The 23,643-nt window shown below is 67.5% G+C and carries 28 protein-coding genes and 1 tRNA gene; 13 read left to right on the top strand and 16 right to left on the bottom strand.

The features are described from left to right. Nucleotides 1-42: 42 nt before the first annotated feature. From A5655_RS16555 to A5655_RS16545, 3 genes are read right to left on the bottom strand one after another with little or no spacing between them, the layout of a single operon-like run. Nucleotides 43-453 (bottom strand): anti-sigma regulatory factor, encoded by a 411-nt coding sequence (locus A5655_RS16555; RefSeq protein WP_067011670.1) that lies wholly within the window; start codon nt 451-453, stop codon nt 43-45. Next, the gene (locus tag A5655_RS16550; RefSeq protein WP_066938003.1) at nt 443-832 is read right to left on the bottom strand and encodes an STAS domain-containing protein; all 390 of its coding nucleotides are present in this window, start codon (nt 830-832) and stop codon (nt 443-445) included. Before A5655_RS16550 ends, A5655_RS16555 begins: the two co-directional genes overlap by 11 nt. 22 nt (nt 833-854) lie before the next feature. Then, on the bottom strand, nt 855-1,748 hold the full coding sequence (locus tag A5655_RS16545) for an STAS domain-containing protein (RefSeq protein WP_067011668.1): 894 nt from the start codon (nt 1,746-1,748) through the stop codon (nt 855-857). 155 nt (nt 1,749-1,903) lie between these two features. On the opposite strand from A5655_RS16545, the gene A5655_RS16540 reads away from it, so the two are divergent. Both A5655_RS16540 and A5655_RS16535 read left to right on the top strand, forming a co-directional pair. Beyond that, the gene (locus tag A5655_RS16540) at nt 1,904-2,272 is read left to right on the top strand and encodes an STAS domain-containing protein (protein ID WP_156764884.1); all 369 of its coding nucleotides are present in this window, start codon (nt 1,904-1,906) and stop codon (nt 2,270-2,272) included. Between the two features lie 69 nt (nt 2,273-2,341). Further along, a complete protein-coding gene (locus tag A5655_RS16535; RefSeq protein ID WP_067011666.1) occupies nt 2,342-2,848 on the top strand; it encodes a DUF6328 family protein in 507 nt (168 codons plus the stop codon). Here the strand turns inward: A5655_RS16535 and A5655_RS16530 are convergent. After that, nucleotides 2,816-3,508, bottom strand: a complete 693-nt coding sequence (locus tag A5655_RS16530; RefSeq protein WP_067011664.1) for an HAD family hydrolase — start codon at nt 3,506-3,508, stop codon at nt 2,816-2,818. The two genes, A5655_RS16535 and A5655_RS16530, sit on opposite strands and share 33 nt — an antisense overlap. 152 nt (nt 3,509-3,660) lie before the next feature. Here A5655_RS16530 and A5655_RS16525 point away from each other — a divergent pair, with 152 nt between their 5' ends. The 4 genes from A5655_RS16525 to A5655_RS16510 all read left to right on the top strand — a co-directional run bounded on the left by A5655_RS16525 (nt 3,661) and on the right by A5655_RS16510 (nt 6,406). Beyond that, nucleotides 3,661-3,933 carry a hypothetical protein gene (locus A5655_RS16525; RefSeq protein WP_067011662.1) on the top strand — a complete coding sequence of 91 codons (273 nt, stop codon included), beginning with the start codon at nt 3,661-3,663 and terminating at the stop codon, nt 3,931-3,933. A 147-nt stretch (nt 3,934-4,080) separates the two neighbouring features. After that, complete coding sequence (locus A5655_RS16520) at nt 4,081-4,377, top strand: DUF4193 domain-containing protein (protein ID WP_067011660.1); 297 nt, start codon at nt 4,081-4,083, stop codon at nt 4,375-4,377. A gap of 92 nt (nt 4,378-4,469) precedes the next feature. Beyond that, nucleotides 4,470-5,753 (top strand): cytochrome P450, encoded by a 1,284-nt coding sequence (locus A5655_RS16515; protein WP_197508719.1) that lies wholly within the window; start codon nt 4,470-4,472, stop codon nt 5,751-5,753. A 59-nt stretch (nt 5,754-5,812) separates the two neighbouring features. Beyond that, entirely contained in the window at nt 5,813-6,406 is a 594-nt protein-coding gene (locus A5655_RS16510; RefSeq protein WP_067011657.1) for a restriction endonuclease, read from the top strand. Here A5655_RS16510 and A5655_RS16505 read toward each other — a convergent pair. After that, complete coding sequence (locus A5655_RS16505) at nt 6,403-7,077, bottom strand: TetR family transcriptional regulator (protein ID WP_082978692.1); 675 nt, start codon at nt 7,075-7,077, stop codon at nt 6,403-6,405. The two genes, A5655_RS16510 and A5655_RS16505, sit on opposite strands and share 4 nt — an antisense overlap. A gap of 57 nt (nt 7,078-7,134) precedes the next feature. Here A5655_RS16505 and A5655_RS16500 point away from each other — a divergent pair, with 57 nt between their 5' ends. The 3 genes from A5655_RS16500 to A5655_RS16490 are packed head-to-tail and all read left to right on the top strand — an operon-like array spanning nt 7,135 to nt 9,952. Continuing rightward, nucleotides 7,135-8,322, top strand: coding sequence for a CaiB/BaiF CoA-transferase family protein (locus A5655_RS16500; RefSeq protein WP_156764883.1), 1,188 nt, complete (start codon nt 7,135-7,137; stop codon nt 8,320-8,322). After that, nucleotides 8,319-9,314 carry a TIGR03617 family F420-dependent LLM class oxidoreductase gene (locus A5655_RS16495; RefSeq protein WP_067011653.1) on the top strand — a complete coding sequence of 332 codons (996 nt, stop codon included), beginning with the start codon at nt 8,319-8,321 and terminating at the stop codon, nt 9,312-9,314. Before A5655_RS16500 ends, A5655_RS16495 begins: the two co-directional genes overlap by 4 nt. Next, nucleotides 9,314-9,952, top strand: coding sequence for a cysteine hydrolase family protein (locus tag A5655_RS16490; protein ID WP_082978690.1), 639 nt, complete (start codon nt 9,314-9,316; stop codon nt 9,950-9,952). The genes A5655_RS16495 and A5655_RS16490 overlap by 1 nt, the downstream gene beginning before the upstream one ends. Here A5655_RS16490 and A5655_RS27220 read toward each other — a convergent pair. From A5655_RS27220 to ponA2, 7 genes are all read right to left on the bottom strand, one after another. Next, a complete protein-coding gene (locus tag A5655_RS27220; RefSeq protein ID WP_082978689.1) occupies nt 9,866-10,984 on the bottom strand; it encodes a hypothetical protein in 1,119 nt (372 codons plus the stop codon). The genes A5655_RS16490 and A5655_RS27220 overlap by 87 nt on opposite strands. A gap of 137 nt (nt 10,985-11,121) precedes the next feature. Then, nucleotides 11,122-11,805 (bottom strand): DUF4190 domain-containing protein, encoded by a 684-nt coding sequence (locus A5655_RS16485; protein ID WP_156764882.1) that lies wholly within the window; start codon nt 11,803-11,805, stop codon nt 11,122-11,124. Between the two features lie 140 nt (nt 11,806-11,945). Further along, on the bottom strand, nt 11,946-12,848 hold the full coding sequence (locus A5655_RS16480) for a PE family protein (RefSeq protein ID WP_067011647.1): 903 nt from the start codon (nt 12,846-12,848) through the stop codon (nt 11,946-11,948). A gap of 171 nt (nt 12,849-13,019) precedes the next feature. Continuing rightward, nucleotides 13,020-13,093 (bottom strand) — tRNA-Pro (locus A5655_RS16475). Nucleotides 13,094-13,146: 53 nt separating this feature from the next. Further along, nucleotides 13,147-14,259, bottom strand: a complete 1,113-nt coding sequence (locus tag A5655_RS16470) for a PLP-dependent cysteine synthase family protein (protein WP_067011645.1) — start codon at nt 14,257-14,259, stop codon at nt 13,147-13,149. Further along, entirely contained in the window at nt 14,256-15,215 is a 960-nt protein-coding gene (locus A5655_RS16465) for a metallophosphoesterase (RefSeq protein WP_067011643.1), read from the bottom strand. The genes A5655_RS16470 and A5655_RS16465 overlap by 4 nt, the downstream gene beginning before the upstream one ends. A gap of 70 nt (nt 15,216-15,285) precedes the next feature. After that, the gene (ponA2, locus tag A5655_RS16460; protein WP_067011641.1) at nt 15,286-17,712 is read right to left on the bottom strand and encodes a transglycosylase/D,D-transpeptidase PonA2; all 2,427 of its coding nucleotides are present in this window, start codon (nt 17,710-17,712) and stop codon (nt 15,286-15,288) included. A 358-nt stretch (nt 17,713-18,070) separates the two neighbouring features. Here ponA2 and A5655_RS16455 point away from each other — a divergent pair, with 358 nt between their 5' ends. Continuing rightward, on the top strand, nt 18,071-18,421 hold the full coding sequence (locus tag A5655_RS16455) for a WhiB family transcriptional regulator (protein WP_067011638.1): 351 nt from the start codon (nt 18,071-18,073) through the stop codon (nt 18,419-18,421). 281 nt (nt 18,422-18,702) lie between these two features. Here A5655_RS16455 and A5655_RS16450 read toward each other — a convergent pair whose 3' ends face one another. Together A5655_RS16450 and A5655_RS16445 are read right to left on the bottom strand one after the other, a co-directional pair. Beyond that, complete coding sequence (locus A5655_RS16450) at nt 18,703-19,863, bottom strand: ArsA family ATPase (RefSeq protein WP_067011636.1); 1,161 nt, start codon at nt 19,861-19,863, stop codon at nt 18,703-18,705. Next, nucleotides 19,860-20,882, bottom strand: a complete 1,023-nt coding sequence (locus tag A5655_RS16445) for an ArsA family ATPase (protein WP_067011634.1) — start codon at nt 20,880-20,882, stop codon at nt 19,860-19,862. Before A5655_RS16445 ends, A5655_RS16450 begins: the two co-directional genes overlap by 4 nt. Before the next feature lie 77 nt (nt 20,883-20,959). Here A5655_RS16445 and A5655_RS27920 point away from each other — a divergent pair, with 77 nt between their 5' ends. From A5655_RS27920 to A5655_RS16435, 3 genes are read left to right on the top strand one after another with little or no spacing between them, the layout of a single operon-like run. Continuing rightward, entirely contained in the window at nt 20,960-21,121 is a 162-nt protein-coding gene (locus A5655_RS27920; protein WP_073871548.1) for a DUF4177 domain-containing protein, read from the top strand. A gap of 2 nt (nt 21,122-21,123) precedes the next feature. Next, nucleotides 21,124-21,579 carry a RidA family protein gene (locus A5655_RS16440; protein ID WP_067011631.1) on the top strand — a complete coding sequence of 152 codons (456 nt, stop codon included), beginning with the start codon at nt 21,124-21,126 and terminating at the stop codon, nt 21,577-21,579. Between the two features lie 5 nt (nt 21,580-21,584). After that, on the top strand, nt 21,585-22,379 hold the full coding sequence (locus A5655_RS16435) for an MBL fold metallo-hydrolase (protein ID WP_067011629.1): 795 nt from the start codon (nt 21,585-21,587) through the stop codon (nt 22,377-22,379). A 62-nt stretch (nt 22,380-22,441) separates the two neighbouring features. Here A5655_RS16435 and crp read toward each other — a convergent pair whose 3' ends face one another. Continuing rightward, entirely contained in the window at nt 22,442-23,116 is a 675-nt protein-coding gene (gene crp, locus A5655_RS16430; RefSeq protein ID WP_036465140.1) for a cAMP-activated global transcriptional regulator CRP, read from the bottom strand. 96 nt (nt 23,117-23,212) lie between these two features. Further along, on the bottom strand, nt 23,213-23,608 hold the full coding sequence (locus tag A5655_RS16425) for a hypothetical protein (RefSeq protein ID WP_067011627.1): 396 nt from the start codon (nt 23,606-23,608) through the stop codon (nt 23,213-23,215). Between the last annotated feature and the right edge of the window lie 35 nt (nt 23,609-23,643).

Here is a 23,643-nt window from a genome sequence, read left to right as displayed (position 1 = left end):
CGACCCGCCCTTGCCCACTCGATCGGCCCGAACCGGCCATGCTCATGCACGGGAGGGAACCCACTTCCACATCTCGATGACCGTGCCGCGCCCGAGTTTCGAGTCCACCACCAGCCGGTCCATCAGCCGGCGGGCGCCGGGCAGGCCCATCCCCAGCCCGCGCCCGGTCGAGTACCCGTCCTCCATCGCGCGCTCGATGTCGACGATGCCGGGTCCGTCGTCCTCGGCGCGTACCACCAGGGCCTTGCGCCCCTCCCGGTCGGCCACCGTGATCCGGACGGCGCCGCGCCCCGCGTAGCTGGTGATGTTTCGGGCGATTTCGGAGATTGCCGTGGCGACCATGGTGACGTCGGTCAGCGAGAATCCGAGATCGAGTGCGAGCTGGTGTCCGGCCTTGCGGGCGGCGACGATGTCGTCGGAGTTGTGGATGTCGACGACGATGTCACCCGCCACCGTCGCGCCCGATCGTCGACTTCCCCACTCCGCCTTGGCGATTCAGCAGGGCGAGGCCCTCTTCGAGATCCAGTGCGGTGTTCATGTCGTCGAATGCCAAGCCCAGTTGCACCATCGCGAACGCCACCTCCGGTTGCAGGCCGACGATCACGGTGTCCGCGCCGCGCAGCCGGGTCATGTGGGCGATGGTTCGCAGCGAGCGGGCGGCGAACGAGTCCATCACGTCGATGGCGGTGACGTCGACGATGATGCCCTGGGCGCGGAACCTGCTGACCCGCTCCATCAGGTCGAAGCGAAGACGTTCGGCGTCGGAGTCGGTGAGCGCCGACTGCACCGAAGCGATCAGAATCGCGCCCTGTTTCAGAATCGGTACTGGCATGGGGTGTTCTTGCTAATGGTGGCTATCCGGTCTGTTCGCCGGTGCGCGTGACTTCGTAACCGAGCAGGCGTTCGGCCTCTTCGATGCCGCCCTGCAGGTCGCCGACGGCGTTCATCTTCGACAGGTCAAGCCCGATGGTGACCAGGGTCAGCGCGATTTCCGAGGACAGGCCGGTGATGATGACGCTGGCGCCCATCAGGCCCGACGCGTCGACCGTCTGCACCAGGTGGTTCGCCACGGTGGAGTCGATGGTCGGCACACCGGTGATGTCGATGACCACCACCTTCGCGCGGTTCGCGCGGATCGCCCGCAGCAGCTGTTCGGTGACCTGGCGGGCCCGCTGGCTGTCGAGCACACCGATGATCGGCAGAATCAGCAGCTGCTCGCGCACCTGCAGCACCGGCGTGGACAGCTCGCGGATGGCCTCCTGCTGCTGGCGGATGATGCGCTCGCGCTCCTGCACGAAGGACACGGCCACGGTGTTGGCGATCCGGTTGGCCGCCGGTTCGTAGGCGTCGAGAACGCGGTTGAGCATCTCGAAGTCGGTCTGATACTTCTCGAACAGCGACCGCGCCAGCACGTCGCGCAGCAGCAGCACGATGCCGACGACCTCGTCGGTTTCCACGCCTCGCGGGATGATGCGTTCCGACAGGTCGCGGGCGTAATCCTGCAGCGCCTCGACGCTACCGGTCTCGAGCACCTCGACGTAGCTGTCGTACACCGTCGTCGCCTCGGAGAAGATCTCCTCCGGCGTCATCGCCGTGAGGAGTTCGGCCTCGGTGATCCTGCGGGCCCACTCCTCGCGCAACACCGTGCGGTTCTGCCGCAGGTGCTGGACCAGCTGGGGCAACAGGCCCTCGCTGACCGTCTGCGCGGCGATGCTGGTGGTTCCGAGATCCAACGGCGAATCTGACATCTGGCCTCCCATGTGCCGCGTCGCGCTCCGCAGTATGCCTATGGGGAGACTAGCCTGGGCAATCGCGTAGCAGGTGTCGAGGGCATATTCTTCTCGCAGTTCGCATGGCAGGCTAGGCTTGCACCACACTTCAAGGCCCGGACAAAGGATCGCCATTGTCAGCTCCCGATTCGATTACCACGCTGGTTACCGACCACGACGGTGTGTCCGTGGTCAGCGTCAGCGGCGAAATCGATCTGGTCACCGCTCCGGCGCTCGAGCAGGCCATCAGCGCCGTGGTGGCGGACGCTCCGACCGCACTGGTCATCGACCTTTCCGCGGTGGAGTTCCTCGGCTCGGTCGGGTTGAAGATCCTGGCCGCGACGTACGAAAAACTCGGGAAGTCCACCGAGTTCGGTGTCGTCGCGCGCGGGCCGGCGACCAGGCGACCGATCCACCTCACCGGCCTGGACAAGACCTTCCCGCTGTACCCGACGCTGGACGACGCGTTGACCGCCGTCCGCGACGGCAACATCAACCGCTGACGCGCCCTATCGCATCAGCGCGAAGTATCGCCAGAACCCCAATTCCCGTTCGGTGGGATGATCGGGACTATGGGTGACGACGTCGATCGTCCGGAAGATGACCAGCAGTGGGATCGCAATCAGCGCGGCGAAACCGAAATCGAACGGCTCGACCGCAATTGGAACAGCCTGCTGCAGGAGCTGCGCGTGGTGCAGACGGGCGTCCAGCTGCTCACCGGATTCCTGCTGACGCTGCCGTTCCAGCAGCGCTTCGGCGTTCTCACGGAGCCGATGCGGGTCGTGTACCTGGTGACGGTCGGTTGCTCGGTGGGCGCGACGGTGCTGCTCGTCGCGCCGGTTGGCATTCACCGGCTGCTGTTCCGGCGCCATCGCCTCCAGGTCTTGGTGTCGGCCGCGCACCGGTGCGCGTACGCCGGGCTGGCGCTGCTCGGCACGGCCCTGACCGGGGTGACGGTCATCGTTTTCGACTCGGTCGCCGGACCCAGCGCCGGGCTCATCGCGGGAGCCTGCGCACTGGGCCTGTTCGGGTTCTTCTGGTGGGTCCTACCGCTGCTGCTGCGCACCCGCGGCATGTAGCGCGCCGATCCGGGTGGATTCCAGGTGCTCGAGGAGATCCTGGGGATCGGTGAAAATCGGTGACGCACCGGCCGACTCCAACTCGGCGCGCGAGATGCCGCCGCTCAGCAGCCCGATGCACGGCAGTCCCGCGGCCGCGGCGGCGTGGGCGTCCCACACGGCGTCGCCGACGAACACCGCGCGGTCGGCGTCCACACCGGCTCGGTCCAGCGCCACCCGCACGATGCCGGGCTCGGGTTTGGCGGTGTCGACGTCGCGCGACGACGTCTTCTCGGCGATGACGTCGTCGCAGTCGAGAGCCTCGAGCAGGGCGTCGAGTTCGTCGCCGGGTGCCGAACTGGCCAGCACCACTTGCAGTCCGAGGTCGGCGACGCGGTGCAGCAGCGCGCGGGCGCCGGGCAATGGTGCCAGCAGCGGGATGGCCTCCCGGTAGTAGCGGCTGTGCCCGTCGCTGAGCCGGTCCTGCACGTCTTCGGGCGCGTCCTTGGACAGCGTGCGCACCAACTTGTCGCCGTCCATGCCGATACAGCGGTGGATCTGCCACGCCGCGACCGGCATGCCTTCGGCGTCGAAGGCGCGCTGCCAGGCGTAGACGTGCAGATAGTTGGAATCGACAAGGGTCCCGTCCACGTCGAAGAGGACGGCGGGCGCTCTTTGCATTGGCGCCGCATACCCGCGCCGGGGCCGGCTGACACCACGGCGTCGTTCGCCATCCGAACGGCCCTGGCAGGCAACGAATTCCGAGCGGCCCGCGCCCCGTCGGGCCGAAACCGAAATGTTTAATTTTCGGCCTGACCGGGTAAAAGGGGCCCATGCTCGACAGGTCCGGCCCGGTGCGTCCCAGCATTCCGGGCCTCGTGGCTGCCGCCACCTGGGCCGTCGGCCTGGCGGTCGGCGTTCTCGCGCTGATCACCGGGCATGCGGGGCCGGCGGTCGTAGCGCTGCTGCTCGCGGTCGTGGCGCCATGGCTCGGCCTGGTTTGGGTGTCACGGAGTCAGCGCCGCGCCTTCAACGTCGCCTTGTTTCTGCACGGCCCGAGAGCCGACGGCTCCGCGGCGCACGCCAAGGCGCCAATCGCCTGCTGAGTCCCATCGACGGCTGGAGGCGCCCAATTGTCGTCCGCGCAATTTTTGGCCGATCAGGTGTGATCCGCGCCCGATCGGGGTACCGACTGAGCCACGGGTGAGTACAGGCAAGTGCGTCAGCCCGTCGTTCAGCAGGAAGGAACAGCCATGACGACCGCAAGCGATTACGACGCACGCCGCGCATCCGACGTCGAGACCCCGGATGCATCCGCCCTCCGCGAACTCGCGACCACCGGATCATCGACCGCGGTTGTCGACGAGGACCCCAACGATGTGGTCTTCTTCGAGTTGCCCGGCGCGGATCTATCCGGCGAAGAGCTGTCGGTGACGGTGATACCCCAGCGCTCCGATGAGTTCACTTGTTCGAGCTGCTTTTTAGTGCAGCACCGCAGCCGGTTGCGCGCGTCGAACTCCGGTCTTCCGGTCTGCGCCGACTGCGCGTAACGCCGGCGCGGGCGGCCTTGACCAACTAAGCCCGCCGTGTTTCTGTCGTCAGCGTGCCCTTGAGCCGTCCGCCCGGCCTGCCGGCTCCGCGCATGCTTCGGCCGGTGTTCGCCACGGCGTATGCGATCGCCTATCTCGTGGGCGGCGAGCGGCGGATGCTGCGGTTGATCCGCCGATACGGGCCGATCATGACGATGCCCGTGCTCAGTCTGGGCAACGTGGCGATCGTGTCCGACCCCGAACTGGTCAAGCAGGTCTTCACCGCGCCGCCGGGCGTGCTGCTCGGCGGCGAGGGCGTGGGACCGGCGGCGGCCATCTACGGTTCTGGGTCGATGTTCGTGCAGGAGGAACCGGAGCATCTGCGGCGGCGCAAACTCTTGACGCCCCCGCTGCACGGCGCGGCGCTGGCCAGTTACGTGCCGATCATGCAGAACTCCGCTCGGGCGGCGATGCACAGCTGGCCCGTTGACCGCCCGTTCGAAATGCTCAAGGCGGCCCGGGCGCTGACGCTGGACGTGATCGTCCGGGTCACCTTCGGGGTCGACGATCCCGAGGAGGTCCGCCGGCTGGGCCTTCCCTTCGAGCGCCTGCTAAAGCTCGGCGTCTCAGAGCAATTGACCGTCCGGTACGCGCTGCGTCGGCTGGGCGCGTTGCGGGTGTGGCCGCAGCGGGCGCGGGCCAACAACGAGATCGACGACGTCGTCATGCCGCTCATCGCGCGCCGGCGGGAAGACCCCCGGCTGGGCGAGCAGCTCGACATCCTGTCCTTGCTGATGTGCGCCCGCGGCGACGACGGGGAACGACTGTCCGACAGCGAGATTCGCGACGACCTGATCACCCTGATGCTGGCGGGTCACGAGACCACCGCGACGACGCTGGCCTGGGTCTTCGACCTGCTGCTGCATCACCCCGATGCGCTACGACGGGTGCGCGACGAAGCGTTGAGCGGGCAGGAAGCCTTCACGACCGCGGTGATCCACGAGACGCTGCGGGTCCGGCCGCCGGCGCCGTTCACGGCCCGCGTTGCGGCGCAGCCGTTTTCGATCGGCGGCTATCTCGTCGAGCCGGGCACGCGGATCGTCGTCCACATCATCGCGATCAACCGCAACCCCCACACCTACGAGCGCCCCAACGAGTTCCGCCCGGAGCGGTTCCTCGGCACCCGGCCCGAGACCTACGCGTGGGTGCCGTTCGGGGGCGGCGTCAAACGCTGTCTGGGCGCCGCGTTCTCGATGCGCGAGCTGATCACCGTGCTGCACACGCTGCTGCGCGAGGGGGAGTTCAGCGCCGTCGACCAGAACCCGGAGAGGATCGTGCGGCGCTCCATCATGCTCGCGCCGCGATACGGCACCAGGGTTCGGTTCCGCCTCCGCTGAATTGTCGTAGCCGCCCGCTACGTTGATCGCACGAGTCCGCGTCGCCACCGTGGGGAGTCATGCCGATAATCGCCGGGTCGTTCCTCCTGCTGGGGTTCGCTGTGCCTTGGTATTTCACCCAGCAGGCCATCGGCAGCGTCCCGGCGGGATTTACGGCCGGTCTGGGCGGCCTCGCCCTGACCGTCGCCGCCCTGTTGTGGCTCAGCGTTCGACGCGACCGCTACGGCGTCGGGCGGCAGCGAAGGCGGGACATGCGCTACGCGGCGTCGGACCTGGCGGACATCGATCAAATGTCCGGCGTCGAGTTCGAGGAATTCGTTGCGGCGCAGCTTCGGACCGTGGGATGGAGCGTCGCGCACACCGCCAGCACGGGTGATTACGGTGTCGACCTGATCGCGAAGCGCGACGGCGCGTGCATGGCGGTCCAATGCAAGAGGCAGGCGAAGGCCGTCGGGGTGGCCGCCGTCCAGCAGGTGGTGGCCGGCGCCCTGCAGCACCGGTGCAACCAGACGGTCGTGGTGACCAATCAGGGGTTCACCAAGGCCGCTCGCCAGCTGGCGGCGACCCACCGTTGCCGCCTGGTCGGGCGCGAGCAGGTGCAAATCTGGGCACGCGCCGATCGTCGGCGGGTCCAACCCGAACTGGAAGGCTAGCCGCCGCGCGCCGTGATCTGTGCCCGCAGGCCGTCGATGAAGATGTCGGTGAGAATCTTGTGCTGCTGGTCGGGATCGTAGAGGGTGGCCGCCGCCAGGTCGGCCGGCAGGTTCTGCCGCAGTAGCCCGGGCTTGACCCGAAACCGCTTGGCGCCGCTGCTATTCGGCACCGGTTCCATGTATCCGGCGGCGAGCACGTTGGCCTCGGCCTGCGTCGAGCCCAGGCTGTGCACCAGCGCGACGCGGGCGTAGACGGCCGCCTGCGACTCGGTAAATCCCGCGCTGCGCATGATCGTCAGCGCCTCGGCCATCCAGTGCTCGAAGGCGCCCACGTGCACCGAGCGGATCAGCGCCATCACGCCCGGATGGGCCAGGAGGCTTTGCCGCATCAGGTCAAAGAGGCGCCGGAGCCGTTTCTCCCACCCCATCCGCGACCGCGGCGGCGCCACGCTGTCGGCCACCACGCGCTCGACCACCCCCTGCAAAAGCGCGTCCTTGGAACCGACGTGCCAGTAGATCGTGGGGGCGCTGACGCCCAGGCGGGTGCTCAACGCCCGGATCGTGAAGCCGTCCAGCCCGCGCTCGTCGAGCAGGTCGACCGCCGCCGCCACGATGGCCTCGGCGTCGAGCCCGACCGGCAACCGGGAGATGGTGTCTTGACGCTCAACCACGCCCGCACTATAACGTGTGTAGACCTATAACGGGTATAGAGACGCGGAGGTGCGGAGGTGGTCGGTGGCCCGTTGGCGGGCGTTCGGGTGCTCGACCTTTCGCGGATGGTGTCCGGTCCCTTGTGCGGGCGCATGCTCGCCGACCTCGGCGCCGATGTCATCAAGATCGAGCCGCCCGAGGGCGACCGCACCCGCACGGTGCCGCCGCACGTCGGCGGGATCTCGCCGTACTACGCACAGATGAACGCGGGCAAGCGCAACATCTGCGTCGACCTCAAGGCCGACGGCGGCGCGGAACTGGTGGGTCGCCTGGCGGCTCGGGCGGACGTGCTGCTGGAGAACTTCCGGCCCGGCGTGCTGGCGCGGTTCGGCCTCGATGCGGCGACCCTTTGCGCGGCGAACCCGCGGTTGGTCTACTGCTCGGTGACCGGCTGGGGCCAGGACGGCCCGTGGGCCGACCGTCGGGCCTACGCGCCGCTGGTGCACGCCGACACCGGCACGCTGGAGTGGGCCGCCCGACACCGCGCCCGCCGACCCGAACACGAGGTCAATCAGCACGCCGACGTGTATTCGGCGCTGATCGCGGCCTCGGCGGTGCTGTCCGCGCTGCTGCACCGGGAAAGGACCGACGAGGGCCAGCGCCTCGACATCGCGATGGGCCAGGTGGCGGTGTACGTCAACGAATGGGCGGCGGTGGCGCTGCAGGATCCGGTGGGCGACTTCGGCGGCTTCGACAGCTGGAACCATTTCAGCCATCCCCTCGGCGACGGGAGCTACGTGGTGCTGGCCGGCAGTCCGGTGACGTTCTGGCCGCTGTGGGCGCCGGCGCTGGGCGCCGGCGAGGAGCTGCTGGCCGACCCGCGGTTCGCGACGGAGGAGTCGCGCGCCGGGCATCTGGAGCAGCTGGTCACGGTGATCGACTGCCTGACACGGAAATTCCCGAACTTCGAGGCCCTGGACGCCGCACTGAACCCGTACATGTTGGCCGCGCAGGTGCGGTCGGTCGCCGAGCTGGACGGCACCGAATGGGCGGCGCAGCGCGGGCTCACCGCGCAGGTGTCACCGGGGTTGCCGGTCCCCGCCGCGCCGTGGCGAGCCGACGGCGCCGACATCGGGGTGACCGAGGGCGCCGGGGTGCCCGGCATGGGCGCCGACAACCGTTCCGTCCTGGCCGAATTCGGATACGACGCCGAGGCGATCGCGGCCCTGCACAGCTCGGGCGCGATATGCGAAGCCGCCCAATGAAAGTCGACGCAATCGCCGCGGCCGGACTGGGCGAAGTGCAGCAAGCCGCGGTGCGCGCCGAACAAGGCGGATTCGACGGCCTGATGCTGCCCGAGGTCGCCCACGACCCGTTTCCGGCGGTGGCCCTTGCCGCGGCGGCCAGCGATTCGATCCGGCTGGCGACCGGCATCGCGGTCGCGTTCGCGCGAAACCCGATGACCGTCGCGGTCACCTCCTCCGACCTGCACCGGTTCTCCGGCGGGCGGTTCGTCCTCGGGCTCGGCACCCAGATCAGGCCGCACATCACCCGGCGATTCTCGATGCCCTGGGGCCTGCCGGCGGCGCGGATGCGAGAGTTCATCCTGGCGGTGCGCGCGATCTGGGCCGCCTGGGAACAACAGAGCCCCTTGGACTTTCGCGGCGAGTACTACCAGCACACCCTGATGACGCCGATGTTCGATCACGGTCCCAGCCCGTGCGGATGGCCGGCGATTCACGTCGCCGCCGTCGGCCCGGTGATGACGGCGCTGGTCGGCGAGGTCGCCGACGGGCTGATCGCCCACGGCTTCACCACCGCAAGCTATTTTCGCGAGGTGACCCTGCCACGCCTGGACGTCGGCCTGCGACGCGCGGGCCGCGCCCGCGCCGACGTCGAGGTGACCGTGCCGCTGATGCTGGCGATCGTCGAGGACGAGCGCGACGCCAAAATCGACGCGATGCGAACGACACTCGCCTTCTATGGGTCAACCCCGGCCTACCGGCCGGTGCTGGAACACCACGGCTGGGGCGCCCTGGGCGACGAGTTGCACGCGCTGTCCAAACGCGGTGAGTGGACGACGATGGGCATGCTGATCGACGACACCGTGCTGCACACCTTCGCGGCGATCGGCGGCCCCAAGGAGATGGCCGCCACCGCGCTCGAACGCTTCGGCGGGGCGGCGGACCGGGTGCAGCTCGGCGTCGACGCCGACGACGGGGTCGCCGAGACGCTCGACGCGTTGCGGAGCCGTTGATGCCGAGGCCCGTGCTCGTGGTCGTCGACATGCAACGCTATTTCTGCGAGCCGGATTCGGCGCTGGCCCGCTTCGTGAGCCGGGGCCTGGCCGACGGCGGCAGCTGGTACTTCGACCTGCTGCGTCGCGTCGTCGTGCCGAACATCGGCCGGCTGCTTGCGGAATTCCGCGCGCGTGGGCTGCGCGTCGTCTTCACCGAGTTCGGCAGCCGCACTCCCGACGGCGGCGACCTGCCGCCGTGGGCGCGCAGGATGAACGAGCTGGCCGTCGCCGCGGTGGGCGAGCGGTGTTTTCTGCCGCTGGCCGATCCGGCCGCCCGGGTGATCGATGACCTGCAACCCGTCGCGGGCGAGGAGGTGTTCACCAAGTCGACCAGCGGCCCACTCGCCGGCACCGCCATTCACACCCATTTGGCCGATCTGAAGGCCGATCCCGTCGTGGTGACCGGGGTGATGACCGACATGTGCGTCACGGGGATGGTGCGCGAACTCGCCGACAGCGGCTATGACGTGATGCTGGCGACCGACGCGTGCGCGACGTTCGTGCAGGCGTCACACGAGTGGTCGACCCAGTTCCTGGGCGCCACCTTCGCGCGACCGACCGAGACCGACGCCGTCGTCGCCGAGATGCTCGCCTGAAGCTTGCGTCGGATCAACCGCGTGACGACTCGTGGCCGCCGAAGCCGGCGGCCGACTTCCTGGTTTCTTGGCGGTGGCTTCGCGCCGCCCCTTGGTGTCGAAGATGATGTCCCAATACCAGAAGTCCGGTCCCGGCACCGAAGCGGAAATGAACAAGAAAATCGCGAACGGATAGAACATGCCCAGGGCCACCGCAAAGAATGCCGCTACGTTGCCAGGTGCAGAATTGCCTTGAGAAACTAGCCCGGCGTGCAGAGGCGCCATCAGGGCCATTCCTGCCGTCAACACCACCACGCAAACGACGAAACCTCGTCGCAAATACCGCGCCGCACGAGGTTCGCCGCGCTCATCCCACTTGCCATGAATCCTCTTGTGCCGAACAAGATAATATCCGGCGGTCCGCACGGAGATTATCGCGGCGTCAACAGCCATCATTATCCCGAATGTCCACCAAATTACGGCCTTCATGGGATTCGGTGGATGGACGCCGACGGTGCCCATCATGTCGTAGTAACTGAGCGAGCCGTTCGTCAACAGCAGCGAGACCGTGGCAATGGCGACGAACACGAGGAAGTTGCCCAGATGTATCAGGGTTCTGCGGTCCTGACCGCCGCCTTCCGGGGCGTCGCGGTCGATGTTTCCGTCCACGGCGTGAGCCATCATCCAGACCAGCCCGGCGACCGCGACTACGAAGCCCACACCCAGCATGCCCTGAGCCGTCATTCCTTGGGTCCAGGCGACGCTGCACACAACTTCTGGCTTGGTTTGTGGGGCAGCGTCTTGCCCCATATTCGGGGCTATCGCCGTGATGCCGACAAACTGATTACACGCGAGCGCCAAAACCAGCAAGCCGGGCGCAAATAGCGCAACGGCGTGAAGGATTTTGTCCTCTTGCCGTTCTCGGCCCAGCAAGAAGGCGATGGCGGAGATCATGAATCCCGTCAGCAGACCCGCAAAAGCCGCGTCGGCTGGGGCTGCGGCGATCACGCTCCATATGGACTTCGTGTTCCGGCAATGCTCATCCAAACCCATGACGCCAGGCCTTCCGCTCAAATGGCTGCCGACAGCGCCAATACTTCACCCAAATATGCGCGGCCGATAGAGTAGCCGCCTACTCGGATTCGCGGGGCAGTGAGTGCAGGCCGCTGTGATTCGTGCGGCGGACCCTTTTAATGCTTTGTCAGCTGAGGGATGACAGCCACCATGACCACGATTCCGACCAGGTAGAGGCAGCCAATCAGCAAGGCGGCCAAGGCGATTCCCGCGCCCCGTTCCCCGGTCTTGCGGATTTGGGAACGGGCGCTGAGGCTCATTGGTATCGCTATCACCGGGAAGACAAACGCCATTACCACGGACGCGATGGCCAGCGTGTTTGTCGCCGGATTCGACATCACACCGCCGATTGCCGGATTCTCCGTTGCCGGCGGAGCGCTATGTTGCACCGGCCGGCCGAAGTCGATCCGAACGTTTCGCGGATCGGCGGAATCGACCTCCACCGGAAAAGCCGCTCCGCTCTCCATCGCGGCGACTTGGGTGCGGTCGATAACCTGCCAGACCGTCGCGTCGTACGGTTCGCGGCCGGGAATCTCGACTCGCAGTCCGATGCCGCACAGCCGGCTGCCGCTTTGCCCCATGTCGTGAAGGAACAACTGGATGTTTCCCACGACGGCGCCGCCACCGCTCAGGAGGCCCAGCGATGGAATCGCCGAAACGCGCCCAGTTCCCGTCAGCGCCGGACCGCTGAATTTCGGACCCTGCACCCTGCGCATGAACAGCAACACAGAGATGGAGAAGCCCATAGAGGCGAGCAAGACGACGACGGTGAGAGCCCAAACCCAGACGGGGATTCCCATGGGCGCACGCTAGCACCGCCCTCGCCGCGCCCGAGTGATTGCCGACCTTCAAACGCGATATCGGGTTCGCGAATCGCGGCGCGTCATCTATGACGCCGAACGACTAATAGGGTCGGGGTGACGGGATTTGGCAGCGACGATTAGACGCTGGGCACTTCGGCCATCAGGGCGGGAATGAGGCCCCCGAACTCCGTACCGCTCAACGGAATGGAAGTCTGCGTCCCGTCGGTCGAGGTCAGCGTCATTGTCACGGGCTGTTGGGGAGCGAACAGCCCGCCAAGGGGAACGGAGACCTGTGCCGTCGTGTAGCCGGTGTCCGAAGGCACCGGGTAGGACATCGACATGGATTGTTGGCCGAAGAAGAAGCCGTTGACGGCACCGCCCGGGGCGTTGACCAGTGCTGCGGCGGCCGCCACCGGGTTCCCGGTCTGCACCGCGTTGACGAATGCACTACCGCTATTGGCGAGCGCAATCGCAACGTTGGCCTCCGGCCCTATGGCGTCGACGGCAAGCACAAGCGGCGTCGGCACCTCGAGTGACCCCGACGTCACGGTGACCCCGCCGGGCGGGAGCAGCGATCCGTACCCATTCATCGTGAGCACGATGGGACCGAATGGGGTGGGTTGGTTGTAGACGACCATGCTGAACGGCGTGTTAATCACGCTGGCCGCGGCGCCCGGAAGGCCGGCTCCGGTCCCGACCAACGACTGCCCCAGCAACGCCTCGCTCGGACCATTCAGCGCGTTCTGCAAGGTCTGCTGGACGTTGGCGGCCTCGGCGCTGACGTACTGAGCCGCCCCGGCGTTCAACGTGCGCACGAACTCGTCATGGAATGCCTGCGCCTCGGCGCTGAGAACCCGAAAATCCTGGCCGAAATTTTCGAACAGCCGCGCGACCGCGGTCGACACCTCGTCCTGGGCCGCAGCCGCTATGGCGGTCGTGGAACCCGCGCCCGTTCGCGCCGCACTCAGCGCGGAACCAATCTGGTCCAGATCCTGGGCCGCCACCGCAACACTGTCCGGCACCACGCTGACAAATGACATCAGGCTTACCCCACAGACCGTCAACTAGTCGAACATCCAACATAGTTAATGACCGCTGCAGCTGTCCTGAAACCTGGCGGGCGCTGTCCGCAGAAATAGTTAACCAACTGCTAACCCGGTGCGCGCGCCTCTGGGCAAGTGCCGCAGCGAGTCTTGAGGCAAGACAGTGAGTCGGGGTGGCGGGATTTGAACCCACGGCCTCTTCGTCCCGAACGAAGCGCGCTACCAAGCTGCGCCACACCCCGCTTGAAGCCACGACAGCGTATCGCACCGGCCCGCCGGCTGACCAAACCGCTGGCTATGGGCTCGACCACGCGCAGCTGCGCTCGAATTCGACCAGCGCCTCGGCATGGCCGGCCGGATCGAGGCCCTGCGCGCTGACCCACTCGTCGCTGAAATAGGTGTCGGCGTAGCGGTCGCCGCTGTCGGCCAGCAGGGTGACCACCGAGCCGCTGCGGCCCTCGGAAACCATCTCGGCGAGCAGGCCGAAGGCGCCCCACAGGTTGGTGCCGGTAGACGGCCCCACCCGGCGCCCCAGGACGGCGCTGACGTGGCGGGCGGCGGCGATCGACGCGGCGTCGGGCACCGCGACCATGCGGTCGACGACGCCGGGCAGAAATGATGGCTCGACCCGCGGGCGCCCGATGCCCTCGATCCGCGACGAGGCGGGCATCACGACGTCGCAGCGCTCCTCGGCGTAGGCGGGAAAGAACGCGGAGTTCTCCGGGTCGACGACGCACAGCCGGGTCGCGTGCCGCCGATAGCGGATGTAGCGTCCGATGGTCGCGCTGGTGCCGCCGGTGCCCGCGCCGACCACGATCCACTCCGGGACGGGGTGTCGCTCCTCGCGCATCTGCTCGTAGATCGACTCCGCGATGTTGTTGTTGCCGCGCCAGTCGGTGGCGCGCTCGGCGTTGGTGAACTGGTCGAGGTAGTGCCCACCGGTGTCCTTGGCGACGCGCTCCGCCTCGGCGTACACCTGGCTCGAGTCTGTCACGAAATGGCAACGGCCGCCTTGTGATTCGATCAGCGCAACCTTGGAGGCGCTGGTCGATGCCGGCATCACCGCGACGAACGGCAGCCCCAGCAGGGCCGCGAAGTAGGCCTCGGACACCGCCGTCGAACCCGACGACGCCTCGACGACCGTGGTGCCCTCGCCGATCCACCCGTTGCACAGCGCGTACAGGAACAACGAGCGCGCCAGCCGGTGCTTGAGGCTGCCGGTGATGTGCGTGCTCTCGTCCTTGAGGTATAGCGCGACCTCTGCGTCACCGCCCCACGCCGACGGCAGGGGATAGCGCAGCAGGTGGGTGTCGGCGCTGCGCCGCGCGTCGGCCTGGATCAGCCGGATCGCGTCGTCCGTCCAGCTTCGTGGCAGGGTACGGACCGCGATCCGGGTCCGGTCGCTCAACGCACCGAGGCGGTCGGCTGCGAACGGCTCAGGTCGCTGGTGGAATCGCGGTCGCCCATCGGGCTGGCGATCAGCGTCAGCAGGGTCGCCTCGGGCCTGCAGCAGAATCGCACGGGCGCGAACGGCGAGGTGCCTATCCCGGCGGAGACGTGCAACGCCATGTTGGCGCCCCAGCGCGACGGCCCCTTGGCCCGCGAGCGGTCCAGGCCGCAGTTGGTCACCAGGGCGCCGTAGAACGGCAGGCACAGCTGCCCACCGTGGGTGTGTCCGGCCATCACCAGCTGGTAGCCGTCGGCGGCGAAGCGGTCCAGCACCCGGGGCTCGGGGGAGTGCGTCAAACCGAGCCTGAGGTTCGCGGCGGGGCTGGCCGGGCCCGCGATCGCGTCGTAGCGGTCCCGGTCGATGTGCGGGTCGTCCACGCCCGCCGCGGCGATGTGCAGGCCGGCCACCTCGAACTCGCGGCGGGTGTGCGTCAGGTCGAGCCAGCCGCGCTCGGTGAACGCGGCCCGCAGGTCCTGCCAGGGCAGCGGCTCGCCGCGGACCCGGTGGGACGGGTTGGTCAGGTAGTTCAGCGGGTTCTTCAGGCGGGGCCCGAAGTAGTCGTTGCTGCCGAAGACGAAGACGCCGGGCCGCGACAGCAGGTCGCCCAGGGTCTGCACCACCGCGGGCACCGCCTTGGGGTGCGCCAGGTTGTCGCCGGTGTTGACGACCAGGTCGGGCTCCCAGGCCGCCAGCTCGCGCAGCCAGGCCTGTTTGCGGCGCTGGTTGGGCAGCATGTGCAGATCGCTGATGTGCAGCACCCGCAGCGGCGTGGACCCCGGCGTCAGGACGGGCATGGTTATCTCGCGCAGGACGAACGCGTTGCGCTCGACGAGCGAGGCATAACCGATGCCGGCCAGGGTCGAGCCGAGCGCCACGGCGCCGGTGCGCATCAGGACGGGCAGAACGTCAGCCATGCAGGAAGCCTACTGCCGGTTGCGGTCTCGGCGCGTATAGCTTGCGCCACAACTCGGATATGCCGGCCGCTTATGGAGGGGGCGCCCCGGGCGGCGGCGGTGGCGCCAGCAGCGGAATCGTGATCGGCGGCAGGCCCGGAATCTCGACCACCTGCGAGCCCACCACGGGCGGCGCACCCTCAGGCGGCGGGGGCGGCGCCGGCGGGATGCCGTTGCTGACCTGGATCGTGATGATCGACCCCGGAATCGTTTGGCCGGACGGCGACGTTCCGACCACCTCGCCCAGCTTGGCGGTGCTGTTCACCGAGTTGGTCTGGTCGGCGACCGGGAAGCCCGCCTCCTTGATGCGCTGCCGGGCCGCGTCGACGTCGAGGCCGGTGACGGCCGGCACCCGCGAAGCCGGGGAGCCCTCGACATAGCGGGGGTCGGTCGGCGGCAGCTTGACCTCGCCGAAGCTGGTCGCGATCGGTTTCATCGCGGTGAACCAGGTGCGCGCCGGCTCGTTGCCGCCGTAGAGGTCCCCCTCGCCGCAGTGACGCAGCGGGGCGGAGCACAAATCCGTCGGGTTGGGCGAATCGTCGTAGATATAGTTGGCGGCCGCGTAGTGGCTGGTGAATCCCACGAAGCCGGACGAACGGTGGGCCTCCGTGGTTCCGGTCTTACCCGACACCGGCAGGTCCCAGCCCGCCGCGCCGGCCGAGCCCGCCGCCGTGCCGCTGCCCACGGCGTCCTTGCTCATCGCGTTGGCCATCGTGTTGGCCAGGCCCTCGGGCACCACCTGATCGCAGGTCTCGGTCGTCACGGAGACCTCGTTGCCGTTGCGGTCGATCAGCTTGTCGATGGGGTTCGGCGGGCACCACACCCCGCCGGAGGCCAGGGTGGCCGCCACGTTGGACAACTCCAGCGCGTTCACCTCGATCGGGCCCAGGGTGAACGAGCCGATGTTCTGCCGTTTGACGAAGTCGGCCAGGCTCTCGTTGCTGTCGCGGTTGTAGTCGCGCGCGGTGCCCGGATCGGCATAGGACCGCAGCCCCAGCTTGATGGCCATGTCCACCGTCCGGCTGACGCCCACCTGCTGGATCAGCTTGGCGAACGCGGTGTTGGGCGAGGTGGCCAACGCGTCGGTCACGTTCATCGAGCCCCGGTAGTTACCCGCGTTGACGACGCACCAGGTGTCCTTCGGGCAGCCCTTGGCACCGCCGCTTCCCATGCCCTTGGCCTGGAACCGGCCCGGAACCTCGAGCGTGGCGTTGATCCCCATGCCCATGTCCAGCGCGGCGGCGGTGGTGAAGATCTTGAATACCGACCCCGCGCCGTCGCCGACGAGGGAGAACGGTTGCGGTCGCATGGTCTCGCCGGCGTCGAGGTTCAGGCCGTAGGTGCGGTTGCTGGCCATCGCCATGACGTGGTGGGAGGTCTTGCCCGGCTGGATCACGCTCATGACGCTCGAGATGCCCGGCAGGGTCGGGCTGGCGTACTTGTCGATGGCCGCCTTGACCGGGACCTGCACATCCGGGTCCAACGTGGTGCGGATCAGGTAGCCGCCCCTGGCCACCTGTTCCTTACTGATCCCGGCGCGGGACAGGTACTCCTGGACGTAGTCGCAGAAGAAGGCGCGGTCGCCGGCCGCGATACAGCCGCGGGGCAGCTCGTTGGGCTGGGGCAGCACGCCCAGCGGCGTGGCCTTGGCGGCGCGAAGGGCGTCGGCCTCCTGGGGCAGGTTCTCGATCATGGTGTCGAGGACCAGGTTCCGCCGGGCCAGGGCGCCGTCGGGGTTGGTGTACGGGTTGAGCGCGCTGGTCGACTGCACCATGCCCGCGAGCAGGGCCGCCTGCTGCCAGTTCAGGTCCGAGGCGTTGATACCGAAGTACGTTTGGGCCGCGTCCTGCACGCCGAACGAACCGTTGCCGAACGACACCAGGTTCAGGTAGCGCGTCAGGATCTCCGGTTTGGTGAAGGTCTTGTCCAGCGTGAGCGCCATCCGGATCTCGCGCAGCTTGCGTGCCGGGGTGGTTTCCACCGCCGCGCGCTTCTCGGCGTCGGTCTGGGCGGTCACCAGCAGTTGGTAGTTCTTGATGTACTGCTGTTCGATGGTCGAGCCGCCGCGGGTATCCACGTCGCCGGACGCGTAGCCGGCCAGCCCCGTCAGCGTGCCCTTCCAGTCCACCCCGTTGTGGTCGGCGAAGCGCTTGTCCTCGATCGAGACGATCGCCAGCTTCATGGTGTTGGCGATCTTGTCGGTGGGCACCTCGAAGCGGCGCTGAGAGTACAGCCACGCGATGACGTTGCCCTTCTTGTCGACCATCGTCGACACGGCGGGCACCTCGCCCTGCGTCAACTGGGCGGACCCGTTGGCGACCACCTCGGAGGCCCGATTGGACATCAGCCCGATTCCGCCGGCGAGCGGAAACATCAGGGCCGTGGCGACGACGCTGGCCAACAAACAGCACCCCGCGAGCTTGAGAACCGTGAGAACGGCCGGGGGGCGGTCTGACATGCGTTCTAGGGTAGCCGCCCCCGGTCAGGTGGCCACGCCACGAGTTGGCCAAACCCCCGTCATACCGTGACCAGCGAACTTACGATGGGGCTTGGCAAAAAATTATCGCCGCCGTCACTGGTCAGCCACCCGGGTGAAGTGCGCGGTGCCCCGCTCGGGTTTAAGCTTTTCCCCAAGACTGCACGCCCGTCCCAAAAAAAGCGTTATCAGACTGTTGCGCAATTGCCACCTGACCACCTAACTTAGACACACGGTGAGATTCAGATAACACCGATTTGCATGGTGTGGCGTAGATCGCAGCAGGGTCTGCACCCGAGGAGGGCGGCCGCGCAAGCGGTCGGAAGGAAGGGAACAGCTCGTGTCAGGTTCACGGCCGGCCGCGCGTCGAACGAACATTGCGGCTGCTCAGGGCGTATTACGCAGTGTCGACGCCGAGGAACGGATCGCGTGGGTTTCGAAGGCGCTATGTCGGACCACTGACCCCGATGAACTGTTTGTTCGGGGGGCCGCCCAGCGCAAGGCGGCGGTGATCTGCCGCCACTGCCCGGTGATGCAGGAGTGCGGGGCGGATGCGTTGGACAACAAGGTCGAGTTCGGGGTGTGGGGCGGGATGACCGAGCGCCAGCGCCGGGCCCTGCTGAAGCAGCATCCCGAGGTCATCTCCTGGCAGGACTTCTTCGAGAAGCGCCGCGGCCGCAGCGTCGGCTGACCGGCGGTATTTTACGAGCGCGTCAGGCAATTCCGGGCGCAAGCGAACTAACGGTTCTGAAAATAACTGTTTTCGTGATTACGAAACTGTTACAGCCCTGAGTGGGCACCTTACTGACCTTTGTTCAATATACAACTGGCTGGTGTGGAATGCTAGCTGGCTTGTGCCCAATAGTAATTCGACAGCAACGAATCGGCCGGCACCGACCACTGCTGGCTCATGTCTAATAGCTTCTGCGAGCGTCTAACCGGCGGGTGATCTTCTCAGCGCCCCGTCCCCCGCTAGCGGGAGGTGCCCCCAGCGCGGGCCGCTTCGTCGCCGACGGCGGTGATCTGATCCGCGAGCGCCCGCAGCGCGTCCAGGTCCGAGACATCGAACGGCAGCGACGGAACCCCGATGACCGGCACGTGCGGGTGGGCTCCGGTGAAGCGCGAGAGCAGCCTGATTTCCCGCTTCGCGGTTTGCGCCCGGTCGGCGTGGATCTTCAGCACCGCGGAAGCCAACGCGGCGGCGTCGGAATCCGATTCGTCCAGCGTCTCGCTCCCGTCGATGGCCCGCTCGACCGGCAGGGAGCACAGCGTCGGGTGGGTGCGGTTCAGGACCAGCCCCGCGAGCGGCATGCCCTCCTGCGACAGGCGGTCGACGAAGAATGCCGCCTCGCGCAGCGCGTCGGGCTCGGCCGCGGAGACCACGACGAACTGCGTGCCGCGCCTCTTCAGCAGCGAGTAGGTGCGGTCGGCCTTTTCCCGCCAACCGCCGAAGGTCGATTCCAGTGACTGCACGAATGAACCGATGTCGCTGAGCAATTGCGAGCCCATGATCGTGGACATGCCCTTCATCGCCAAACCCATTGCGCCGGTGACCAATCGGCCGATGCCGCGGCCGGGTGCGAGCAGCAGCCGCCAAAGCCGGCTATCCATGAAGCTGCCCAACCGTTTCGGCGCATCGAGGAAGTCCAGCGCGTTGCGCGACGGCGGGGTGTCCACCACGATGAGGTCCCAGCGGTCCTGGCTCAGCAATTGGCCGAGCTTCTCCATCGCCATGTACTCCTGCGTGCCGGCAAGCGACGTGGCGACCGTCTGGTAGAACTGGTTGTTCAGCAACGCCTCTGCCCGCTCGGGGCCGGAGTACTGCATCACCATCTCGTCGAAGGTGCGGCGCATGTCGAGCATCATCGCGTGCAGTTCGCCGGGGACCTCGGGCGCCAAGGGCACCCGCTGCGGGGTGTTGCCGAGGTCGTTGACGCCGAGCGCCTGCGCCAGCCGCTTGGCCGGATCGATCGTCAAAACGCATACGGTGCGGCCATATTCGGCCGCGCGCATTGCCATCGCGGCCGCGGTGGTTGTCTTGCCCACCCCGCCGGCGCCGCAGCACACGACCACCCGGTTGGATCGGTCGGCCAGGATTGCGGCCATGTCAAGGGTTTTCGCCGTGACGCTCATCGAACCCCCTGCTGCGCAAGGGTTTCCGACAGCTCATAGAGACTGCCGAGGTCGACGCCGTCGGAAATCGCCGGTAGCTCCAGGCGCGGAACCTTCAGCGCGTCGAGTTGCTGCGCCGTCTCGGCGCGCGCGGTGATCCGGGTCGCATGCTGAATCGTTTCGGTCAGCAGGCCCGCGAAGTCGCTGTCGCTGAGCTTGATTCCGGCCATCTGTAAGCCGGCCCGCACGGAGTCCGCGTCCATGTCTCCCTCGGCGGCCTTCGCCAGATCGCGCGGCTCGAGGAACGATGGGATGTTGCGGTTCACGATCACGCTACCGATCGGCAGTTCCATCTCGGCAAGCTCCTCGATGGCCTCGAGCGTTTCCTGCACCGGCAGCGCCTCCAGCAGCGTGACCAGATGGATGGCGGTCTGATCGGAGTGCAGCAGCTTCACCACACCCTCGGATTGCGAGTGCACCGGGCCGCCCTTGGCCAGGTCGGACACCGCCTTGGTGACGTCGAGGAAGCGCGCGATGCGGCCCGTCGGCGGCGCGTCGACCACCACCGCGTCGTAGACCGGGTTTTTGGCCCCCTTGTCGAGGCGCACCACCGACTCCTTGATCTTGCCGGTGAGCAGCACGTCGCGCAGGCCGGGCGCGATCGTCGTCGCGAACTCGATGGCGCCGATGCGGCGCATCGCGCGGCCCGCGATGCCCAGGTTGTAGAACATGTCCAGATATTCCAGGAACGCGGCCTCGATGTCGATCGCCAGCGCGTTGACCTGTCCGCCGCGCTCGGCGGTGGCGATCTTGAGCTCCTCATAGGGCAACGGCGGGACGTCGAAAAGTTGCGCAATCCCTTGGCGGCCTTCGACTTCGACGAGGAGGACCTTGCGGCCGCCCGCCGCCAGCGTCAGGGCTAGCGCGGCCGCGACCGTCGACTTACCCGTCCCGCCTTTGCCGGTTACGAAATGTAAGCGCGCCTTCGACAGGCGCGCGGGCCAACCGACGGAACTACCGCCGCTTTCAGTGGATGCCACCTTCGCATGCTAGCCCGAGCGCGGCACCGCCCTTGGGCTGGCCAGAGCCGTTGACGGCCGACCGATAAGCTCGCGTCATGAGCCAACCCATCGCATGGGAATACGTCACGGTCCCGTTGCTGACCCACGCCACCAAACAGATCCTCGACCAGTGGGGCGCCGACGGCTGGGAGTTGGTGTCCGTATTGCCCGGGCCCACCGGCGAGCAGCACGTCGCGTATTTGAAGCGCCCCAAGTAGAGATGAGCGCATCCGCCCGGCTCGGGCAGCTCGGCCTCACGCTTCCCGAGGTGGTGGCGCCGCTGGCCTCGTACGTTCCCGCGGTGCGGACCGGCAACCTGGTCTACACCTCGGGCCAGCTGCCGATGGAGGGCGGGAAGCTTCCGCGGACCGGCAAGGTCGGCGCCGGGGTCAGCCCCGAGGACGCCAAGTCGCTGGCGCGGATCTGCGCGCTCAATGCGCTGGCCGCGGTGCATTCGCTGGTGGGCATCGATGCCGTCGCGCGGGTGGTCAAAGTCGTCGGGTTCGTCGCGTCCGCTCCGGGTTTCAACGGCCAGCCCAGCGTCATCAACGGGGCGTCCGAGCTGCTGGGCGAGGTGTTCGGTGACCAAGGCGCGCACGCGCGTTCGGCGGTCGGGGTATCCGAGCTGCCACTGGACGCGCCGGTGGAAGTGGAGCTGATCGTGGAGGTCGGCTGACGGCCGTGACCGAGACCGCTGAGTCGTTGACCCATCCCGCATACGGCCGGTTGCGGGCGGTCACCGACACTGCGTCGGTCCTGTTGGCCGACAACCCCGGCCTGATGACGCTGGAGGGCACCAACACCTGGGTGCTGCGCGGACCGCGCAGCGACGAGCTGGTCATCGTGGACCCAGGCCCCGACGACGACGAGCACATCACCCGGATCGCCACGCTGGGCCGCATCGCCCTGGTGCTGATCAGCCACCGGCACCCCGACCACACCGACGGCATCGACAAGCTGGTCGAGCTGACCGGGGCGACGGTCCGGTCCGCCGGGAGTGGATTCCTGCGCGGCCTCGGCGGGCACCTCACCGACGGCGAGGTCATCGACGCGGCCGGGCTCAAGATCAAAGTCATGGCGACGCCCGGCCATACCGCCGACTCGCTGTCGTTCCTGCTCGACGACGCCGTGCTGACCGCGGACACCGTGCTGGGCCGCGGCACCACCGTCATCGACAAGGAGGACGGCAGCCTGGCCGACTACCTCGAATCGCTGCGGCGGCTACGCGGTTTGGGCCGGCGCACGGTGCTGCCCGGGCACGGGCCGCAGCTGGCCGACCTCGAATCCGTCGCGTCGGGCTACCTGACGCACCGGCACGAACGTCTTGAGCAGGTGCGCGCGGCGCTCTGGGATCTGGGCAACGAGGCCACCACGCGCGAGATCGTCGAATACGTCTACGTCGACGTCGACGAGAAGCTCTGGGACGCGGCCGAATGGTCGGTCCAGGCGCAACTGGACTACCTGCGTCGAGACTGAAATCTCGCAGCAGAAGTGCGAGTAGGGGCCTGCGAAATTACAGGCTCGACGAGCAACCGGGCTTAGCGGGCGCGCCTGGCCAGCCTCTCGGAGTCCGAGATCAGCACGCTCTTGCCTTCCAGGCGGATCCAGCCGCGGTGGGCGAAATCGGCCAGGGCCTTGTTGACCGTTTCCCGCGACGCGCCCACCAGTTGGGCGATCTCCTCTTGGGTGAGGTCGTGGGTGACCCGCATGGCGCCACCCTCCTGGGTGCCGAAACGCTGGGCCAGCTGCAGCAGCTGCTTGGCCACCCGGCCGGGCACGTCGGTGAAGATGAGGTCGGCGAGGTTGTTGTTGGTGCGCCGCAGCCGTCGGGCCAGGACCCGCAGCAGCTGCTCGGCGATTTCCGGGCGGTCGGCGATCCACGCCCGCAGCGCGTCGCGGTCCATCGAGACCGCCCGAACTTCGGTGATGGTGGTCGCGCTGGAAGTCCGCGGACCCGGGTCGAAGATCGACAACTCGCCGAACATGTCCGACGGGCCCATGATCGTCAGCAGATTCTCGCGGCCGTCCGGCGAACGCCGGCCGATTTTGACCTTCCCCGAAACGATGATGTACAGCCGGTCGCCCGGTTCCCCCTCGGCGAAAACCGTGTGCCCGCGCGGAAAGTCGACGGGTTGCAATTGCTTGGTCAGCGCGGTGACCGCGCCGGGCTCAACCCCTTGGAAGATTCCTGCCCTTGCCAGGATCTCGTCCACCGTTGCCTCTTCAGCTTCCAGTTGTGATACGGGCAGGCCAACCCTGCTCGTGTGACGTAAGTCTAGAGGTAGGCCAATTGTGTCCAACGTGCCACGCTACACACGATTGATGTGTCCAGTCCCCCTAAATTGCGGATTGACATGCGAATGGGCCCGCGTCCGCGTCGGCAGACCGGCCTCGTCGCGGTCACCGATGGCGATGGCAAACACCGGCTTGGCGTGGCGCGGACCGATCGCCGGGCGCGCCGGCGGTGAATCCACCGGCCGCAGTGCCTGGCGCCGATGCAGGTATTCCAGCGCCTCGGGCATGCCTTCGCGGGCCAGCGTGTGCACGTCGACGGCCTCCGCATACTCGAGGAATTCGTCGACGTCGGTCGCCGAGACACTGTCGTGGGCGAGGTCGGATTCCAGCCGCCCCAGACCGAACGTCACGAGCATCAACAGCCCGGGAACGCACGCCACCAGCAACCATGACACAAGGAGAGTAAACATGGCTTAGGTCTCAGCCAGATCACGAAATCAGTACT

This window comes from Mycobacterium sp. 1081908.1, assembly GCF_001673535.1.
GTDB lineage: Bacteria > Actinomycetota > Actinomycetes > Mycobacteriales > Mycobacteriaceae > Mycobacterium.
The sequence above is the reverse complement of the archived record's forward strand: the minus strand, read 5'-3'. Positions and strand labels throughout refer to the sequence as shown.

Excerpts from the sequence above, each read along its gene's own strand:
- A5655_RS16550 (WP_066938003.1), bottom strand. The coding sequence starts at position 832 with ATGCCAGTACCGATTCTGAAACAGGGCGCGATTCTGATCGCTTCGGTG.
- A5655_RS16545 (WP_067011668.1), bottom strand. The coding sequence starts at position 1,748 with ATGTCAGATTCGCCGTTGGATCTCGGAACCACCAGCATCGCCGCGCAG.
- A5655_RS16535 (WP_067011666.1), top strand. The coding sequence starts at position 2,342 with ATGGGTGACGACGTCGATCGTCCGGAAGATGACCAGCAGTGGGATCGC.
- A5655_RS16530 (WP_067011664.1), bottom strand. The coding sequence starts at position 3,508 with ATGCAAAGAGCGCCCGCCGTCCTCTTCGACGTGGACGGGACCCTTGTC.
- A5655_RS16525 (WP_067011662.1), top strand. The coding sequence starts at position 3,661 with ATGCTCGACAGGTCCGGCCCGGTGCGTCCCAGCATTCCGGGCCTCGTG.
- A5655_RS16520 (WP_067011660.1), top strand. The coding sequence starts at position 4,081 with ATGACGACCGCAAGCGATTACGACGCACGCCGCGCATCCGACGTCGAG.
- A5655_RS16515 (WP_197508719.1), top strand. The coding sequence starts at position 4,470 with ATGCTTCGGCCGGTGTTCGCCACGGCGTATGCGATCGCCTATCTCGTG.
- A5655_RS16510 (WP_067011657.1), top strand. The coding sequence starts at position 5,813 with ATGCCGATAATCGCCGGGTCGTTCCTCCTGCTGGGGTTCGCTGTGCCT.
- A5655_RS16495 (WP_067011653.1), top strand. The coding sequence starts at position 8,319 with ATGAAAGTCGACGCAATCGCCGCGGCCGGACTGGGCGAAGTGCAGCAA.
- A5655_RS16490 (WP_082978690.1), top strand. The coding sequence starts at position 9,314 with ATGCCGAGGCCCGTGCTCGTGGTCGTCGACATGCAACGCTATTTCTGC.
- A5655_RS27220 (WP_082978689.1), bottom strand. The coding sequence starts at position 10,984 with ATGGGTTTGGATGAGCATTGCCGGAACACGAAGTCCATATGGAGCGTG.
- A5655_RS16485 (WP_156764882.1), bottom strand. The coding sequence starts at position 11,805 with ATGGGAATCCCCGTCTGGGTTTGGGCTCTCACCGTCGTCGTCTTGCTC.
- A5655_RS16480 (WP_067011647.1), bottom strand. The coding sequence starts at position 12,848 with ATGTCATTTGTCAGCGTGGTGCCGGACAGTGTTGCGGTGGCGGCCCAG.
- A5655_RS16465 (WP_067011643.1), bottom strand. The coding sequence starts at position 15,215 with ATGGCTGACGTTCTGCCCGTCCTGATGCGCACCGGCGCCGTGGCGCTC.
- ponA2 (WP_067011641.1), bottom strand. The coding sequence starts at position 17,712 with ATGTCAGACCGCCCCCCGGCCGTTCTCACGGTTCTCAAGCTCGCGGGG.
- A5655_RS16450 (WP_067011636.1), bottom strand. The coding sequence starts at position 19,863 with ATGAGCGTCACGGCGAAAACCCTTGACATGGCCGCAATCCTGGCCGAC.
- A5655_RS27920 (WP_073871548.1), top strand. The coding sequence starts at position 20,960 with ATGAGCCAACCCATCGCATGGGAATACGTCACGGTCCCGTTGCTGACC.
- A5655_RS16440 (WP_067011631.1), top strand. The coding sequence starts at position 21,124 with ATGAGCGCATCCGCCCGGCTCGGGCAGCTCGGCCTCACGCTTCCCGAG.
- A5655_RS16425 (WP_067011627.1), bottom strand. The coding sequence starts at position 23,608 with ATGTTTACTCTCCTTGTGTCATGGTTGCTGGTGGCGTGCGTTCCCGGG.